Source organism: Rhizobium sp. PP-F2F-G48, assembly GCF_004342335.1.
Lineage (GTDB): Bacteria > Pseudomonadota > Alphaproteobacteria > Rhizobiales > Rhizobiaceae > Ferranicluibacter.
This window is the reverse complement of sequence record NZ_SLVH01000007.1, coordinates 109,255-125,336: the sequence shown is the minus strand read 5'-3', so window position 1 is coordinate 125,336 and position 16,082 is coordinate 109,255. Positions and strand designations below refer to the sequence as shown.

Annotated in this window: 13 protein-coding genes; 10 read left to right on the top strand and 3 right to left on the bottom strand. The window is 64.8% G+C overall.

Going from position 1 to position 16,082, the window contains the following annotated elements:
- Nucleotides 1-107 precede the first annotated feature (107 nt).
- The 3 genes from C8J36_RS16545 (at nt 108) to gnd (ending at nt 4,733) form a co-directional block, all read left to right on the top strand.
- Entirely contained in the window at nt 108-1,931 is a 1,824-nt protein-coding gene (locus C8J36_RS16545; protein WP_132536503.1) for a glycoside hydrolase family 15 protein, read from the top strand.
- 41 nt (nt 1,932-1,972) lie between these two features.
- Nucleotides 1,973-3,616: a Na+/H+ antiporter gene (locus tag C8J36_RS16540; RefSeq protein ID WP_132536501.1), complete on the top strand. Its 1,644-nt coding sequence runs from the start codon at nt 1,973-1,975 to the stop codon at nt 3,614-3,616.
- A gap of 106 nt (nt 3,617-3,722) precedes the next feature.
- On the top strand, nt 3,723-4,733 hold the full coding sequence (gnd, locus tag C8J36_RS16535) for a phosphogluconate dehydrogenase (NAD(+)-dependent, decarboxylating) (protein ID WP_132536499.1): 1,011 nt from the start codon (nt 3,723-3,725) through the stop codon (nt 4,731-4,733).
- Nucleotides 4,734-4,809: 76 nt separating this feature from the next.
- On the opposite strand, the gene C8J36_RS16530 is transcribed toward gnd, so the two are convergent.
- The 3 genes from C8J36_RS16530 to C8J36_RS16520 form a co-directional block, all read right to left on the bottom strand.
- Complete coding sequence (locus C8J36_RS16530) at nt 4,810-6,117, bottom strand: MFS transporter (RefSeq protein WP_132536497.1); 1,308 nt, start codon at nt 6,115-6,117, stop codon at nt 4,810-4,812.
- Nucleotides 6,118-6,242: 125 nt separating this feature from the next.
- Complete coding sequence (locus C8J36_RS16525) at nt 6,243-7,892, bottom strand: GGDEF domain-containing protein (protein ID WP_132536495.1); 1,650 nt, start codon at nt 7,890-7,892, stop codon at nt 6,243-6,245.
- Nucleotides 7,893-8,095: 203 nt separating this feature from the next.
- Complete coding sequence (locus tag C8J36_RS16520; protein WP_132536493.1) at nt 8,096-8,263, bottom strand: DUF2256 domain-containing protein; 168 nt, start codon at nt 8,261-8,263, stop codon at nt 8,096-8,098.
- Between the two features lie 123 nt (nt 8,264-8,386).
- Between C8J36_RS16520 and C8J36_RS16515 the strand changes: the two genes are divergently transcribed.
- The 7 genes from C8J36_RS16515 to C8J36_RS16485 all read left to right on the top strand — a co-directional run bounded on the left by C8J36_RS16515 (nt 8,387) and on the right by C8J36_RS16485 (nt 15,527).
- On the top strand, nt 8,387-8,884 hold the full coding sequence (locus C8J36_RS16515; protein WP_132536491.1) for a metallophosphoesterase family protein: 498 nt from the start codon (nt 8,387-8,389) through the stop codon (nt 8,882-8,884).
- Between the two features lie 75 nt (nt 8,885-8,959).
- Nucleotides 8,960-9,871, top strand: a complete 912-nt coding sequence (locus C8J36_RS16510; RefSeq protein ID WP_132536489.1) for a LysR substrate-binding domain-containing protein — start codon at nt 8,960-8,962, stop codon at nt 9,869-9,871.
- Between the two features lie 117 nt (nt 9,872-9,988).
- Nucleotides 9,989-11,149, top strand: a complete 1,161-nt coding sequence (locus tag C8J36_RS16505) for an ABC transporter substrate-binding protein (RefSeq protein WP_132536487.1) — start codon at nt 9,989-9,991, stop codon at nt 11,147-11,149.
- A gap of 162 nt (nt 11,150-11,311) precedes the next feature.
- Complete coding sequence (locus tag C8J36_RS16500; RefSeq protein WP_132536485.1) at nt 11,312-12,307, top strand: ABC transporter ATP-binding protein; 996 nt, start codon at nt 11,312-11,314, stop codon at nt 12,305-12,307.
- Nucleotides 12,307-13,269 (top strand): ABC transporter permease, encoded by a 963-nt coding sequence (locus C8J36_RS16495; protein WP_132536483.1) that lies wholly within the window; start codon nt 12,307-12,309, stop codon nt 13,267-13,269. Before C8J36_RS16500 ends, C8J36_RS16495 begins: the two co-directional genes overlap by 1 nt.
- A complete protein-coding gene (locus C8J36_RS16490) occupies nt 13,259-14,074 on the top strand; it encodes an ABC transporter permease (protein ID WP_062596113.1) in 816 nt (271 codons plus the stop codon). The genes C8J36_RS16495 and C8J36_RS16490 overlap by 11 nt, the downstream gene beginning before the upstream one ends.
- Nucleotides 14,075-14,099: 25 nt before the next feature.
- Entirely contained in the window at nt 14,100-15,527 is a 1,428-nt protein-coding gene (locus C8J36_RS16485; protein WP_062596112.1) for a gamma-aminobutyraldehyde dehydrogenase, read from the top strand.
- The last annotated feature ends 555 nt before the right edge of the window (nt 15,528-16,082 follow it).

Below are 16,082 nucleotides of genomic sequence, written 5' to 3'. Positions count from 1 at the left end.
TGCAGGCAGCACACTCGACCATTCCGTAGCGATGCTTTAGCGCTGTCCCCGCTCGGGCCCGCCCGCAAGCCTGGCCTGACGAGCATGGAATGGCGGAGGACGCCCGAATGTCGACACGGATCGAGGATTACGCACTGATCGGCGATTGCGAGACCGCCGCGCTGGTGGGCAGAAACGGCTCGATCGACTGGCTTTGCCTGCCCCGGTTCGATTCGCCCGCCTGCCTCGCATCTCTTCTGGGAGACGAGACAAATGGCCGGTGGAAGATCGCACCGGCGGACGACGCCGCAAAATCGCAGCGGGCCTACCGCGACGATACGCTGATCCTCGAGACGACCTTCGAAACCGCGACGGGCATCGCCGTCCTTCGCGATTTCATGCCGCTCCGCGACGGTTCGAGCAACATCATCCGCATCGTCGAGGGGATCGAGGGCACGGTCGCCTTCGATTTCGAATTCATGGCGCGTTTCGATTACGGGCAGACCGTTCCGTGGATGGCATTCGAGGAAGAGGGCATCGTCACGGCGATTGCCGGACCGGATATGCTGATCCTGCATTCGGATGTTCCACTTGGCGGCAACGACGCCCGCGTGACCGCCGGCTTCACCGTCGGCAAGGGCGATAGGCGCACCTTTGCCCTCACCTTCTGCTCGTCCTACCTGCCACGGCCGAAGCCGGTCGATCCGGAAGCCGCACTCCTGGAGACCGAGCGCTTCTGGCGCGAGTTCACGGCGCGGTGCCCGGATGTCGATGGCTGGACGGGACCCGTCAAGCGATCGCTGATCACGCTGAAGGCCCTCACCTATATGCCGACCGGCGGCATCGTCGCGGCGGTGACCACGTCGCTGCCGGAGAAGCTGGGCGGCACGCGCAACTGGGACTATCGGTATTGCTGGCTTCGCGACGCCACGCTGACGCTCCTCGCCTTGATGAAGCTCGGCTACTACGAGGAGGCGAGCGCCTGGCGGAACTGGCTTCTGCGGGCCGTGGCCGGCGCACCCGAGCAGATGCAGATCATGTACGGCGTGGCCGGAGAGCGCAATCTGCGGGAATGGGACGCCAGCTGGCTTCCCGGCTACGAAGGCTCAAAGCCCGTGCGGATCGGCAATGCCGCGTCCGAGCAGTTCCAGCTCGACGTCTATGGCGAGGTTGCGGATGCGCTGATGCAGGCCTCGAAGGGTGGCCTGCCGCGCCACCCTCGCGGCCAGGCGATCGGCGATGCCCTGATGCCCTTTCTGGAGCGCGTCTGGCGCGATCCGGACGAGGGCATCTGGGAGGTTCGCGGCGCGCGGCAGCATTTTACCTATTCCAAGGTCATGGCCTGGGTCGCCTTCGACCGTGTGGCGCTGATGGCACAGGACCTGGGCGATGAGGAGACCGCACGCCGGTGGCGCAAAGTGGCGGACGAGATCCATGCCGAAGTCTGCGCCAAGGCGTTCGATCCCGCGCTCAACAGCTTCGTGCAGGCCTATGGCTCGCAGGCGCTCGATGCGAGCGTGCTGCAGATCGGCATGGTCGGCTTCCTGCCGCCGGACGATCCGCGCTATGTCGGAACGGTGGAAGCGATCGAGCGCCACCTGACGCGCGACGGCTTCGTGCTTCGCTATCGCACCGGCGACACCGACGACGGATTGCCGTCCGACGAGGGCGTCTTCCTCGCCTGCTCCTTCTGGCTTGCGGATGCGCTCGATCTCGTCGGCCGGAGAGACGATGCGCACGCCTTGTTCGAGCGTCTGCTGGCGCTCTCCAACGATGTCGGTCTCCTCTCCGAGGAATACGACCCGGTGGCCAAGCGCATGCTCGGCAACTTTCCGCAGGCCTTCAGCCATATCGGCGTCATCAATACAGCGCTTAACCTGTCGCGACGCAAGGGACCGGCCGAAGAGCGCTCCGATGCAAACCCCGCGGTCTCGGTCGAGCTGGGCGCCTGACCTGACGAGAAGACGACCTTGCGAGATGAGAGAGGACGAACATGGAAGGCGTGACGATTTCGCTGTTCCTTCTGCTGGCGGTGGTGATCAGCGGCATGCTGGCGCGGCTGTCTCCGATCGCCGTGCCGGTGCCGCTCGTCCAGATCGGGCTCGGCGCGCTCCTGGCGACGCTGACGGGTTCCGCGATCACGCTGGAACCGACGCTGTTCTTCCTGCTCTTCCTGCCGCCGCTCCTGTTCCTCGACGGGTGGCGCATCCCGAAGGAGGGGCTGTTTCACGACAAGGGCACCATCCTGGAGCTGGCGCTGGGGCTCGTCATCTTCACGGTCCTCGGCATCGGCTTCTTCATCCACTGGATGGTGCCCGCCATTCCGCTGTCCGTCGCCTTCGCGCTGGCCGCGATCCTGTCGCCGACGGACCCGATCGCCGTTTCCGCCATCACGGCGCGTGTGCCGATCCCCAGGCGCGTCATGCATATTCTAGAGGGAGAATCGCTCCTCAACGACGCCTCGGGCCTCGTCTGCATGCGTTTTGCCGTGGCCGCCACGCTCACCGGAACGTTTTCTGCGGGAAGCGCGGTGCTGACGTTTCTGTGGCTCGCGATCGGCGGCATCGCGGTCGGCCTCGGCGTGACATGGCTGGTGACGCGGGCGAAGGATCTCGTGTCGCGCAAGCTCGGCGAGGAGACCGGATCGCAGATCCTCATCAGCATCCTCATTCCCTTCGGGGCGTATCTACTGGCGGAACACCTTCATTGCTCCGGCATTCTCGCCGCCGTCGCGGCCGGCATCGCCATGAGCTACGAGGAGCAGCGCGGCCGGGTGCTCGCCGTCACCCGCGTGCGCCGCGCCGCCGTCTGGGACACGGTGCAGTTCACCATGAACGGCATCATCTTCGTGCTGCTTGGCGAGCAGCTTCCGGGCATCGTGTCCGGGGCCGCGCGGATCGTCAGCGACACCGGTCATCTTCACCCGATCTGGCTCGGCGTTTACGTCGTCGCCATCACGCTGGCGCTCGGCGCGCTGCGTCTCGCCTGGGTCTGGGTGTCCCTGCGTTTCACGCTCTTCAAGGCGGCGCGTCGCGGCGAAGTGATCCACACACCGAGCTGGCGGCTCGTCGTCGCGATCTCGGTCGCCGGCGTTCGTGGCGCCATCACGCTTGCCGGTATTCTCACCTTGCCGCTGGTCATGAACGACGGCACCCCCTTCCCGGCGCGCGATCTGGTGATCTTCCTTGCCGCCGGCGTCATCATCGTTTCGCTCGTGGCGGCGAGCGTCGCGCTGCCGGCGCTGCTGCAGGATCTCGAGCTTCCGCCCGAGCCGTCCCACCAGCGGGAGGAGGACGAGGCTCGGATTGCCGCAGCGGAAGCCGCGATCAAGGCCATCGAAGTCACCCAGCACCGGCTCGGCACCGGCCGCAACGATGCCGATCTCTATGCCGATGTCGGCACGCGCCTGATGGAGGTCTATCGCCAGCGCATCGATGGGCGCTCGCGATCCGGCGACGAGAACGACCAGATCCGCAAGGTGGAGGAAATCGAGCGCGTGCTGCGGCTTGCCGGTGCCCGCGCCGAACGCGACCAGATTTTGAAAATGGTTCGCGCCCGCAAACTGCCCGAGGAGATGGCCCGCCGGATCGTGCGCGACATCGACCTGACGGAAGCCCGCCTCAGCGCGGTGCCCTGAGGGTTGAAACGGACCGTGTCGGAAGGGAGGTTCCCTCGGGCGGGAAGCGGCCTACATAGTGCCTGCCGCCAGCAACCGGCGACAGAAGCAAGAAGGTTTCAAACCAATGCAGATCGGAATGATGGGACTGGGCAGGATGGGCGCCAATATGGTGCGCCGCCTGCTGCGCGGGGGCCATGAATGCGTCGTCTACGATATCAACCCGGCCAGCGTCGCGGCGCTCGTTGCCGAAGGCGCCGTGGGTGCCGCCTCGGTGGAAGAGCTCGTGTCGAAGCTCGCCAAGCCGGCTGCGGTGTGGCTGATGCTGCCGGCAGCGATCACCGATGAGAACCTCGAACGCGTCGCAGCCCATATGGTGCCCGGCGACATCCTCATTGACGGCGGCAACTCCTTCTATCACGACGACGTCGATCGCGCCGAACGCCTGACGGCCCGGTCGCTCAATTACGTCGATGTGGGAACGAGCGGCGGCGTCTGGGGTCTCGATCGCGGCTATTGCCTGATGATCGGTGGACCTGACGATGCCGTGCGGCATCTCGATCCGATATTTGCGACGCTCGCTCCGGGCGGCGATGTCGATCCCGCCGATATCACCGAGAGCATGAAGACCGCGGATCGCGGCTACCTGCATTGCGGACCGAGCGGCTCCGGCCACTTCGTCAAGATGGTTCATAACGGCATCGAATACGGTATGATGGCCGCCTATGCCGAGGGCATGAACCTGCTGAAATCCGCCAATGCCGGCAAGGCCGACCGCGCGGCCGACGCGGAAACGAGCCCGTTGCAGCAGCCGAAATACTATCAGTTCGATCTCGATCTCGCCGCCATCGCCGAAGTCTGGCGTCACGGCAGCGTCGTCAGCTCGTGGCTGCTCGATCTCACGGCGGGCGCGCTGAAGACCGATCCGGAACTTGCAAACTTCAGCGGCCGGGTATCGGATTCCGGCGAGGGCCGGTGGACGGTGAAGGCGGCGATCGACACGGGCGTTCCGGTGCCGGTGCTCTCGTCCGCGCTCTACCAGCGCTTCACCTCGCAGGGCGAAGCCGAATTCGGCGACAAGCTGCTCTCGGCCATGCGCTTTGCTTTCGGCGGTCACCACGAGAAGCCGAAAAGCTGATCGTTGCATAAAAATTGCCGGAGCGGGCAGAACTCTGCCTGCCTGCTCCGGCTTCTGGTCGAGTCCGATACGGATATCAGCCGAGCGAGGCTTGCCGCGTTTCCGCATCGATCAGGCGGGCGGCGAGCGCCGCGCAAACGAGAAGGGCGGCAAACAGACCGACCGCAACGCCGACGCCGAACGTGACGACGACCGTCATCAGGGTCGGAGCGATGAGACCGCCGAGCCTTGCCACGGCACCGGCCGCCCCCATGCCCGTCGCGCGGGAAGCGGTGGGATAGAGCTCCGGCGTGAAGGCATAGAGCGCGCCCCAGGTTCCCAGCAGCGCAAAGCTCATGACGAGCAACGAGGCGCCGATCAGCAGATCGTCCGGAGACAGGACGAAGAGGAGGCAGCCGAGCGCCGACAACAGGCAGAAGCCGATCAGCGTCGGGCGCCGACCCCAGCGCTCCACGCCGAACGCGGCCAGTGCATAGCCCGGGATCTGGGCGAGCGCCACGAACACCAGGAAGCCATAGCCGCGCACGAAGCCGAAGCCCTCGCTGGCGAGGCGCGCCGGCATCCAGGTGAAAATGCCGTAATAGGACACGGACACCAGAAACCAGACGGCAAGGATGAGCAGGCTGCGGCGGCGGAGAGCGGGTGAGAAAACGCCTTCGGATGCCGTTGCAGGCGCGGCGACCAGCCGATCGTTTTCCGAGAGAACCGGCTTTCCATGCAGGGCCAGCATGCGATTGACGATCGCCTTCGCCTCCTCGGCACGCCCCGCGCGCAGCAGATAGAATGGCGATTCCGGAACGAAGAAGCGCAGGCCGACGCCGATGATCGCCGGCAGTGCGGTGACGGCGAAGATATAGCGCCAGGCATCGGCAACGCCGGCAATGCTCGCGGCCCAGGCGGCAAGGGCGATCACCAGCGTGCCGACGGCCCAGAACCCTTCCAGCATGACGAGCCAGCGGCCCCGGTTTCGCGCCGGCAGGAATTCCGCCATCATGGCATAATCGACGGGAAGTGTGCCGCCAACGGCGATACCGGTGAGGAACCGCAAGACGAGCAGGCTCGTGAAATCCGGCGCGAAAATGGACAGCGTCCCGAAGACGGCATCGCAGGCGACGGTGAGGAGCAGCACGCGCCGGCGACCCCACCGGTCCGCAAGCCGACCGAAGACGACCGCACCGATCAACATTCCAAGGAAGAACAGGGTGCCCGTCTGCAGCGCCTGGGGCACGGTCAGTTGAAATGTGGCGGCGATGGAGGCCGCGGTGAATCCGACGGCCAGCACCTGCATGGCGTCGGCCGTCCAGACGAGACCGAAAACCCCCAACAGCCTGCGCTGGAAGCGGCCTGTTCCAGCGCGGTCCAGAGCTTCGTCCATCGTCATCATCGCATCATCCCCACTCTCGCCATGCCTGTCTCCAAGGCCGAAGCCCTCGGCAACTTCGAGTCCATTCAGGAGGAGACTTTATAGACGCGCCGACGGCGGAGATAGCCCGGCCGGGCGTCGAGCCGTCATCTGTTTGCGGACGAGCCTGCTCGCGGCGACAGCACGACCCTGTTCCGACCCGCCTTCTTGGCGCGATAGAGATTGCGGTCGGCAATTTCGAGGATTTCGTGCGGGATACCGCCTTCCGACGAAAGCGCAATGCCGATGCTGACAGTTACGGACAGACCGGATGCGACCGGCGACCAGTCATGGCGGGCGATCGTCAGGCGGATGCGCTCGCACGTCTTCTTCGCCTGCCCGACCGTCACGCCGGTCATCAGCAAGACGAACTCTTCGCCACCGAAACGAACCGCGAGATCCGGCGCCCGCAACGCGCCCCTGATCAGCGCGCCGAGTGCGATCAGCACGCGATCGCCGACGATGTGCGAAAGCTTGTCATTGATCGCCTTGAAGTGATCGACGTCGAGCACGGCCAGCATGTAGCCTTCGCCGGAGGCTTCGACCGCGTCCATCGCCGCTTCCAGTCGGCGGCGATTGCCGAGACCGGTCAGGGGGTCGGTATTCGCCGCCTCCGTCAGCATCGTGGTCTGCTGCTGCAGCGCCGCAAAAGAGCGGGCGATCTCGGCCGTCCGCCCAGCCTCCGTGTCGAGCAGCATTCGCAGCTTCTTCGTCTCGTAGCGAATGTCGGCAAGCCGCGCATTGCGCTGGGTCCGCTCGGCGGTGAACTGCTGGTGGAGGCTGTGATAGCGCTTGTGAAAGTCGAGCGCCGGTTCGAACGCTCCGAGGTGTTCGTGCGCCCTGGAGAGATAGAGGCAGGCGAACATCAGCGTCTCGACATTGCCGCTGCCTGTGGCGAGCACATGCGCATGCTGAAGCGGCACCAGTGCCTCTTCATAGCGCCTCAGCGAGATCAGCGTCCGACCGAGAATGTCGAGATAGTGTCCCTCGCCCCGCAAATCGTCTTCGTTGGCAATATCGCGATAGCGGGCCAGAAATTGTTCTGCGCTGAGGAAGTCTTCGGCGGCATTGCAGTATTCGGCAAGGTTTCCGAGGCAGAGACGCTCCGCCCAGGTGTCTCCGAGCGAGCGGGCGAGGTCGTTGGCGCGATGGGTCACCTCGATCGCCGGACCGATGGCGGCGTCGAAGGCCGCACGGTCTCCGGCCTCCAGCGCCATGTAGGCCGCCTCCGACTGCGCGCCGCCGAGATTGATGAGCCACCAGCACTCGAAACTCCGGTCGCCGGCTTCCTGCGCCAGCGCGACCGCGCGGCCGCAATAATCGATTGCCAGAGGCGGCTGCCGGGACAACCAGAAGATGACGCCGGTGACGTTGATGGCGAGGGAACGCGCACGCAGATCGCCGCTCTGATCGGCGATATCGAGTGCCTCCGCCGCCAGCGCAACGGCCTCTTCCAGCTGCCCAAGCTCCATGTTCAACCAAGCTTGAATGCTGAGCGCCTGCGCCTCGAAGGCGGGTTGGTCGAGATGACGCCAGAGCGTGACGGCCTGTTCGGCATAGTCGAGACCCATTTCGGACTTGCCGAGCTGGAAGCAGTACCACGAAATCTCGTACGCGCTGCGCGCCTGCACGTGAGGGTCGTTGCGCTGAACCGACGCCGAATGAACGCCGTGTGCAATCTCCAGCGCGAGGGTCGATCGTCCCGTGCATCCCATCTGCCACGCACGGTCGAGTGCCTGCATGTCCGAGGCCCGCATGTCCGGAGCCTCTTTGTCAGACCGCTTGCTCTCGGCAGAAATCACGCTGGAAATCCGTTTTCATCTCGACAGTGGTTGCAGGATCGCCAGTGTGGCTGCAAATCCTGAAGATGGCACTAAGAAAAACGCGGGATCGGAAGCGGTTGGCCCTGACCAACCTTAAGATATTCTATCGCACCGCCATAAAAACACAGGTTCGCAAATTATCCGCCTCGGGGCGTCTTCCGCCGCAGATCGCCCTTGCAGCGCTCCGAACACGTCTTGACGTTGTCCCAATCACGCGCCCACTTCTTCCTCCAGGAAAACGGCCGGCCGCAGGCGGCACAGACTTTCTGCGGGAGACTGGATTTGGTGTAACGCGGTTCCTTCATGGGCCGGAACCTGTGGCACGACGGAGCGACGTCAAGCGGGACGCTCAGGCGGCGCTGTTGCGCCCCGACCGGCAACGGTGCGGCAAGGCTTGATCTCGCCCGCGCCGACGCCAGATCCCGGCCATGATCTACTTTACCGGCGACACCCATTTCGGCGATCCGCGCGTCCTGCGCATCGATCGCCGCCCCTTCCGGACCATGGCCGAGCACGATGCCGCGCTGATCGCCAACTGGAACGCGGTCGTCGGAGAAGAGGACGAGGTCTGGCATCTGGGCGACGTCATCTCGAAGCGCGGCGATTGCGTGCAGATGCTCGCCGCCTTGCATGGCCACAAACATCTGATCGTCGGCAACAACGACCCGGAAACGACGATACAGGCCAAGGGGTGGTCGAGCGTTCAGGCCTATGCAGAGATGCGGCTCGACGGCCATCATCTCATCCTCTGTCACTACGCATTCCGCACCTGGAACCAGATGGGCAAGAAGTCCATCGATCTGCATGGCCACTCGCACGGGCGCCTGAAACCCATGCCGCGGCAGTTCGATGTCGGGGTCGATGCGCAAGGATTGCGACCCGTGACGCTGGCGGACCTGCTGGCCGGGAAAAGCCGCACGCCTTGAGGACAAACCCCGGCCGATAGACCGCACAAGGTCGCGGGACTTGCCATTCGAGAGCGACATCCCGATAACCACGAGATGGCCTTCACGCTCCGCCAGCTTCAGTTCTTCGTCGCCGTTGCCGAACAGGGCTCCGTCACCCGGGCGGCGCAGAACCTGTCCATTTCGCAATCCTCGATCACGGAGGCGATCAAGGAGCTTGAAAGCGACCTCGGCGTCGCCCTCTTCGACCGGCACCCGCGCGGCCTCAACATCACCCATAACGGCCACCAGTTCCTGCGCCATGCGACGAAGATCCTGGCCGGGGTTCAGGATGCGCGCCGTTCGTTCAGCCAGACCCCGGAAACGGCGACCGGCAAGCTCAATCTCGGCGTGACGTCGCTGGTGGCGGGCTACGTTCTGTCGGATCTTCTGGCGCGCTACCGGCGGGCCTTTCCCTCGGTCGATGTCAGCGCCATCGAGGACAATGGCTCCTATCTCGAACACCTCCTGATCGGCGGCGAACTCGACGTCGCCGTCATGGTCATCTCCAATCTGCGCGACCGGATGGCGCTTCAAGCGGAGATCATCGAGACCTCGCCCTACAGGCTCTGGCTGCCGCTCGGCCATCGGCTCGTCTCGGCCGATATCATCTCCGTTTCGGATGTCGCGCGGGAACCGCTGATCATGCTGACGGTGGACGAAATCGAGGAGAACACCGGCAAGCTGCTCGCCGCCCTCGGCGCGCGTCCGCATGTCGCGTTCCGTACGCGCTCGGTGGAGGCCGTGCGCAGTCTGGTGGCCACCGGCGCGGGCATCGCGCTTTTGCCCGACCTCGTCTACCGCCCCTGGTCTCTGGAAGGCGACCGGATCGAGAGCCGCGACGTCTCCGGTGCCTTGCCCGTCGTGCAGGTCGGCATGGTTTGGCGGAAAGGCTCCAGCCTGCCGCAGTCGGCGCGCGATTTCATCGGCGTCGTGGAAACGCTGCGCAGCAGCCGCGGTCGCGGTTAGGTTTCGGAAAAACCGATACCGACTATCTGTTTAATGAATTTGCGAATGCGGCAGAAGCGCGGCACGTTTCGACCGGGAACAAATGAGCCGAACATCGGCCGAACCGGGAGACCACAGATGATCAAGATTCTGAAGTCCTGCACCACCCTTGCCGTTTCGCTGGCCTTTGCCACATCCGCCCTCGCCCAGGAACCTTTGAAGACGCTCGGCAAGGGCGAAGGCGAATTGTCGATCGTTGCCTGGGCCGGCTACATCGAGCGCGGCGAAACCGACAAAGCCTATGACTGGGTGACCGACTTCGAGAAATCGAGCGGTTGCAAGGTGTCGGTGAAAACCGCGGCGACATCCGACGAGATGGTCGCGCTGATGAACGAAGGCGGCTTCGACCTCGTGACCGCATCGGGCGATGCGTCGCTGCGGCTGGTTGCCGGCAAGCGCGTGCAGCCTGTGAATACGGATCTCATTCCCAGCTGGAAAACGCTCGACGCCCGGATGCAGGATGCTCCCTGGCATACGGTGAAGGGCGTCCATTACGGCACGCCCTATGTCTGGGGCCCGAACGTCCTCATGTACAATACTGACGCCTTCAAGGGCGAAGCGCCGAAGAGCTGGAAGGTCGTCTTCGAGGAGATGACCCTGCCCGACGGCAAGTCCAACAAAGGTCGCGTGCAGGCCTATGACGGGCCGATCCATGTGGCGGATGCCGCCAACTATCTGATGGCGCACAAGCCGGAACTCGGCATCAAAGACCCTTACGAGCTCAACGAAGACCAGTACAAGGCCGCGCTCGATATCCTGCGCGTCCAGCGCACGCTGGTCGGCCGTTACTGGCACGACGCCATGATCCAGATCGACGATTTCAAGAACGAAGGTGTCGTCGCCTCCGGCTCGTGGCCGTTCCAGGTCAACCTTCTGACGGCGGAGAAGCAGCCGATCGCCGCCGTCTTCCCCGAGGAGGGCACGACCGGCTGGGCCGATACGACGATGCTCTCCTCCGAAAGCGCCCATCCGAACTGCGCCTATATGTGGATGGAGCACTCGCTCTCGCCCAAGGTCCAGGGCGACGTCTCCGCCTGGTTCGGCGCCAACCCCTCGGTCGGCGCAGCCTGCAAGGGCAATGCGCTGTTGACGGACGAAGGCTGCAAGACGAACGGCTACGACAACTTCGAGAAGGTGAAATTCTGGAAGACGCCGGTCGCCAAATGCGCGAGCCAAAGCGAGTGCGTGCCCTACCACCGCTGGGTATCCGACTATATCGGCGTCATCGGCGGGCGGTAATTCGCGGTCGCCTGAAACGTCGTTCGTTTCCCAAGCTGCTCGGGCAGGCAAGCTTCGTCCGGGCAAGCTTCGGCACCGTCTGTCCTTTTCCCCGCCTGCGAGGAGAAGGTCGCGGCGGCGTCCGACGTCCATGCCACTCTCTTGGCTTCGACAGGATTTCCTATGAACGCCATCCTCTTTGAAAACGTCTCGCGCCATTTCGGCAGCGTCCGCGCCGTCGATGGCGTCGATCTCGCGGTTGCGGAAGGCGAGTTCTTCGCCATGCTCGGCCCTTCCGGCTCCGGCAAGACGACCTGCCTGCGGCTGGTCGCCGGCTTCGAGCAACCGATCTCCGGGCATATCGAGATCTTCGGCGAGACCGCGGAAGGCGTGCCGCCGTACCGGCGCAACGTCAACACCGTCTTTCAGGACTACGCGCTGTTTCCGCATCTCTCGATCCTCGACAACGTCGCCTATGGGCTGATGGTGAAGGGGATGGGCAAGATCGAACGACGACGGGCGGCGGAAGAGGCGCTGGCCATGGTCGCGCTGCCCGGCTATGGCGCGCGCAAGCCCGGCCAGCTTTCCGGCGGCCAACGCCAGCGCGTGGCGCTGGCCCGCGCGCTGGTCAACCGGCCGCGCGTGCTGCTGCTCGACGAGCCCTTGGGCGCGCTGGACCTGAAGTTGCGCGAGCAGATGCAGGAGGAGCTGAAAACCCTGCAGAAGACGCTCGGGCTCACCTTCATCTTCGTCACCCATGACCAGAGCGAAGCCCTGTCGATGGCCGACCGGGTGGCCGTGTTCCACGAGGGCAAGGTGCGCCAGGTGGGCACGCCGGAGGAGATCTACCGCCGGCCGAAGACGCGTTTCGTTGCCGATTTCGTCGGCTCCTCCAACGTGCTCTCCCGCGCCCAGTGCGAGCGTCTGGGCCTCGACGCGCCGGCCGCCAGCCTGCGGCCGGAGTCGATCGTGATCGGGACCCCGGCCGCAGGCCAGCTCGGCCTCGTCGGTGTTCCGATCGCTGCCAGCTTTCTCGGCCCGGTCAACCGGCTGACGCTCGATTGCGGCGGCGAGCGCATCGTGGCCTCGCTTGCCGCGGGCACGCCGCTCCCCGCGGCAGGCGAGCCCGTGAGCCTCGCCTTCGACAGACGGGACCTCCATGTGATGGAGGATGCCTGATGGCGCTGGTGTCGCAGGGCGGGGAGAGGCATGCGGCAGCGGTGTCGGGCACGCGCGGCCATGGCCGCCTGTCCGATAGGCTGTGGCGGCACCCGACGCTTTTTCTCGCGCTGCTTCTCTGCCTGCCGCTGCTCTGGCTCGGGGTCGTCTATCTCGGCTCGCTCGCGATCTTTCTTGCGCAAAGCCTTTTCGCCATCGATGATTTTTCCGGCCTCGTCACCTACGAGCCGACGCTGGCCACCTATCGGCAGCTTTTCTCGGACGCCAATTTCGACATCATCCTGCGCACCGTGACGATGGCAGCGAGCGTGACGCTGGCGTCCATCGTCATTGCCTTTCCCGTCGCCTACTACGCCGCGCGCTACGCGAAAGGCGCCTGGAAAGCCGTGTTCTATCTCGGCGTCATGCTGCCGCTCTGGTCGAGCTACCTCGTGAAGATCTATGCCTGGAAGCTGATCCTTGCGAAGGAAGGCATCCTCACCTGGCTGTTCGCCAAGCTGCATCTGCTCTGGCTGCTCGATGCCTGGCTGTCCATCCCGGTCATCGGCGGCAACTCGCTGTCGGTCAGCTATACCGGCACCTTCCTCGTCTTCGTCTATGTCTGGCTGCCCTTCATGATCCTGCCGATCCAGGCAGCGCTCGAACGGGTGTCCGGAAGCCTCGTGGAGGCCTCGGCGGACCTGGGCGCCCATCCGCGCCAGACGTTTCGCCATGTGCTGCTGCCGCTGGCTTTGCCCGGCATCGTCGCCGGCTCGATCTTCACCTTCTCGCTCACGCTCGGCGACTACATCATACCGCAGATCATCGGCTCCTCGCGCCTCTTCATCGGCCAGGCGGTCTATGCGCAGCAGGGCACCGCCGGCAACATACCCCTCGCCGCCGCCTTCACGCTGGTGCCCATCGTCATCATGGGCGTTTACCTCTGGGCCGCCCGCCGCATGGGAGCTTTCGATGCGCTCTGATCGTTTCGACCGGGCGCCGCTGCCGCTCAAGATCTCCGCCTGCCTCGGTCTCCTTTTCCTGCACCTGCCAATCCTGCTGATTTTCCTCTACGCCTTCACCACGGAGGAGAAGAGCTATCGGTTTCCGCCGCCGGGGCTGACGCTCGAATGGTTCGCCGTCACCTGGAACCGACCGGATGTCTGGGCGGCGCTGACCCTGTCGGTCAAGGTCGCGAGCCTGGCGACCGCCATCGCGCTCGTGCTCGGCACGCTCTGCGCGGCGGCCGTCTCCCGTTCCGCCTTCTTCGGTCGGGAAGCCGTCTCGCTGCTCGTCATCCTGCCGATCGCCCTGCCCGGCATCATCACCGGCATTGCGCTGCGGTCAGCCTTCTCGATGGCGGATATCCCGTTCTCGTTCTTCACCATCGTTCTCGGCCATGCCACCTTCTGCATCGTCGTCGTCTACAACAATGCCGTCGCGCGCTTTCGCCGGCTGTCGGGCTCGCTCGTGGAAGCATCGATGGATCTCGGCGCCGACGGATTCCAGACGTTCCGCTATGTCGTCCTGCCGAACATCGCGACGGCGCTTCTGGCCGGGGGCATGCTCGCCTTCGCCTTGTCGTTCGACGAGGTGATCGTCACGACGTTTACGGCCGGACAGCAATCGACGCTTCCGATCTGGATGCTGGAAGAACTGATCCGCCCACGCCAGCGGCCGGTCACCAATGTGGTCGCCATGGTCGTCGTGCTCGTGACGCTCCTCCCGATCCTCGCCGCCTACTTCCTCACCCGCGATGGCGACCAGATCGCCGGCGCGGGCAAATGACCCGAACCTGAACAGGAGATCGACCATGGATACGGACCTTTTGATCGGCGCACGCTTCGAGCCGGGCACCGAGGTGGAAGAGCAGATCTTGAACCCGAAGACCGGGGCGAAGATCCTGTCGCTCGCCGAGGCATCGCATGCGCAGATCGACGCCGCTGTTGACGCGGCGGAGCGCGCCTTCACGACATGGTCGCGCACGACACCCGCCGAGCGCTCGACCTATCTCCTGCGCATCGCGGACGCGATCGAACGCGATGCGGACGGGTTTGCGAGCCTCGAGGCGCTGAACTGTGGCAAGCCGCTGCACGCCGTGCGCAACGACGAGATACCCGCGATCGTCGATTGCTGGCGGTTCTTTGCCGGCGCCATCCGCATGCTGAACGGCCCGGTTGCCGGTGAGTACCTTCCGGGCCACACTTCGATGATCCGGCGGGACGCCATCGGCGTCGTCGGCTCCATCGCGCCCTGGAACTACCCGCTGATGATGATGGCCTGGAAGCTTGCCCCGGCGCTGGCCGGCGGCAACACCGTCGTCTTCAAGCCCTCCGAACAGACGCCGCTGACCGCGCTGAAGATGGCCCGGCTTCTGGCCGACATCCTGCCCGAAGGCGTCGTCAACATCATCCTCGGGCGCGGCGACACCGTCGGCAATGCCCTGATCAATCACCCGAAGATCGCGATGGTGTCGATCACCGGCGATATCGCCACCGGCAAGAAGGTGCTGACTGCGGCGGCCAAGACCGTCAAGCGGACGCATCTGGAACTGGGCGGCAAGGCGCCGGTCATCGTGTATGACGATGCGGACCTTGACGCCGTGGTCGCCGGCATCCGCACCTTCGGCTTCTACAATGCAGGGCAGGATTGCACGGCCGCCTGCCGCATCTACGCGCAGGACGGCATCTACGAGAAGCTGGTCGCCGACCTCACCTCCGCCGTGTCCAGCATCACCTTCGGCTCTGAAAACGATGCGGAGAACGAGATCGGTCCGCTGATCTCCGCCCGCCAGCGCGACCGGGTTTCAAGCTTCGTCGAGCGCACCAACGAGGCGCGGCACATGGAGGTGACGACGGGCGGCGCGCGCGGGCCGGGCGACGGCTTCTTTTTCCAGCCGACCGTGATCGCCGGTGCGCGGCAGGACGACGAAATCGTTCGCCGCGAGGTCTTTGGCCCGGTCGTCTCGGTCACGCGCTTTGCCGAATCCGAAGAAGCCGTGACCTGGGCGAACGACAGCGACTACGGCCTCGCCTCCTCCGTGTGGTCGAAGGACATTACGCGGGCGATGCAGGCCGCCGCTCGCCTGCAATATGGCTGCACCTGGATCAACACGCACTTCGCACTGGTCAACGAAATGCCGCATGGCGGCCTGAAGCAGTCGGGCTATGGCAAGGACCTCTCGGTCTACGCGCTCGAAGACTATACCGCCGTGCGCCACATCATGATCGCCCATGGCTGATGCCACGACCGGAAGTTGCACGGCTTTGAAGAATTCGGGCTGAAAACCTTGTCGGGCGGAAACGCCCGGCACACCCTCCGGCGCGGCCGATCGCGCCCGATCCCGCCGCCGAATGCACCTGTGGCGTCATCGAGACTGCAGACGCAACCGGCTGCGAAGGCGAGGTCTCGGCAGCGCGGCGCGGTGAGGACGATCGTTCTTCCAAGCCGGGCTTTTCGATCTTGCGATGCATGTCGAGCTCCATCCTGCGTTGCCGGATGTCGGAGCGTCGGCGGCTGATCCGTCGTCCGCGTCAAGACACGGCAGGCGCGCAATTCCTCTCTCGATGAAGAGGCAAACGACCCGCCGTGCTGGCGACAGGCGTCGTTGCGGTGCGCCATGCAGAGCGCGTCATTCTGATGAATATCCATCCCTCCGCCTGCGCACGATCGGACGATCGAGGCCCTCTCTTCGGTGTCGGAACGCCGTCGCCGAATGACGGTTCCTGCGTCACGGACGGCATCGCCTCCACCCGACCTGTCCCCGACGCCTTGAAACGCGGATTTCATCCTCCAA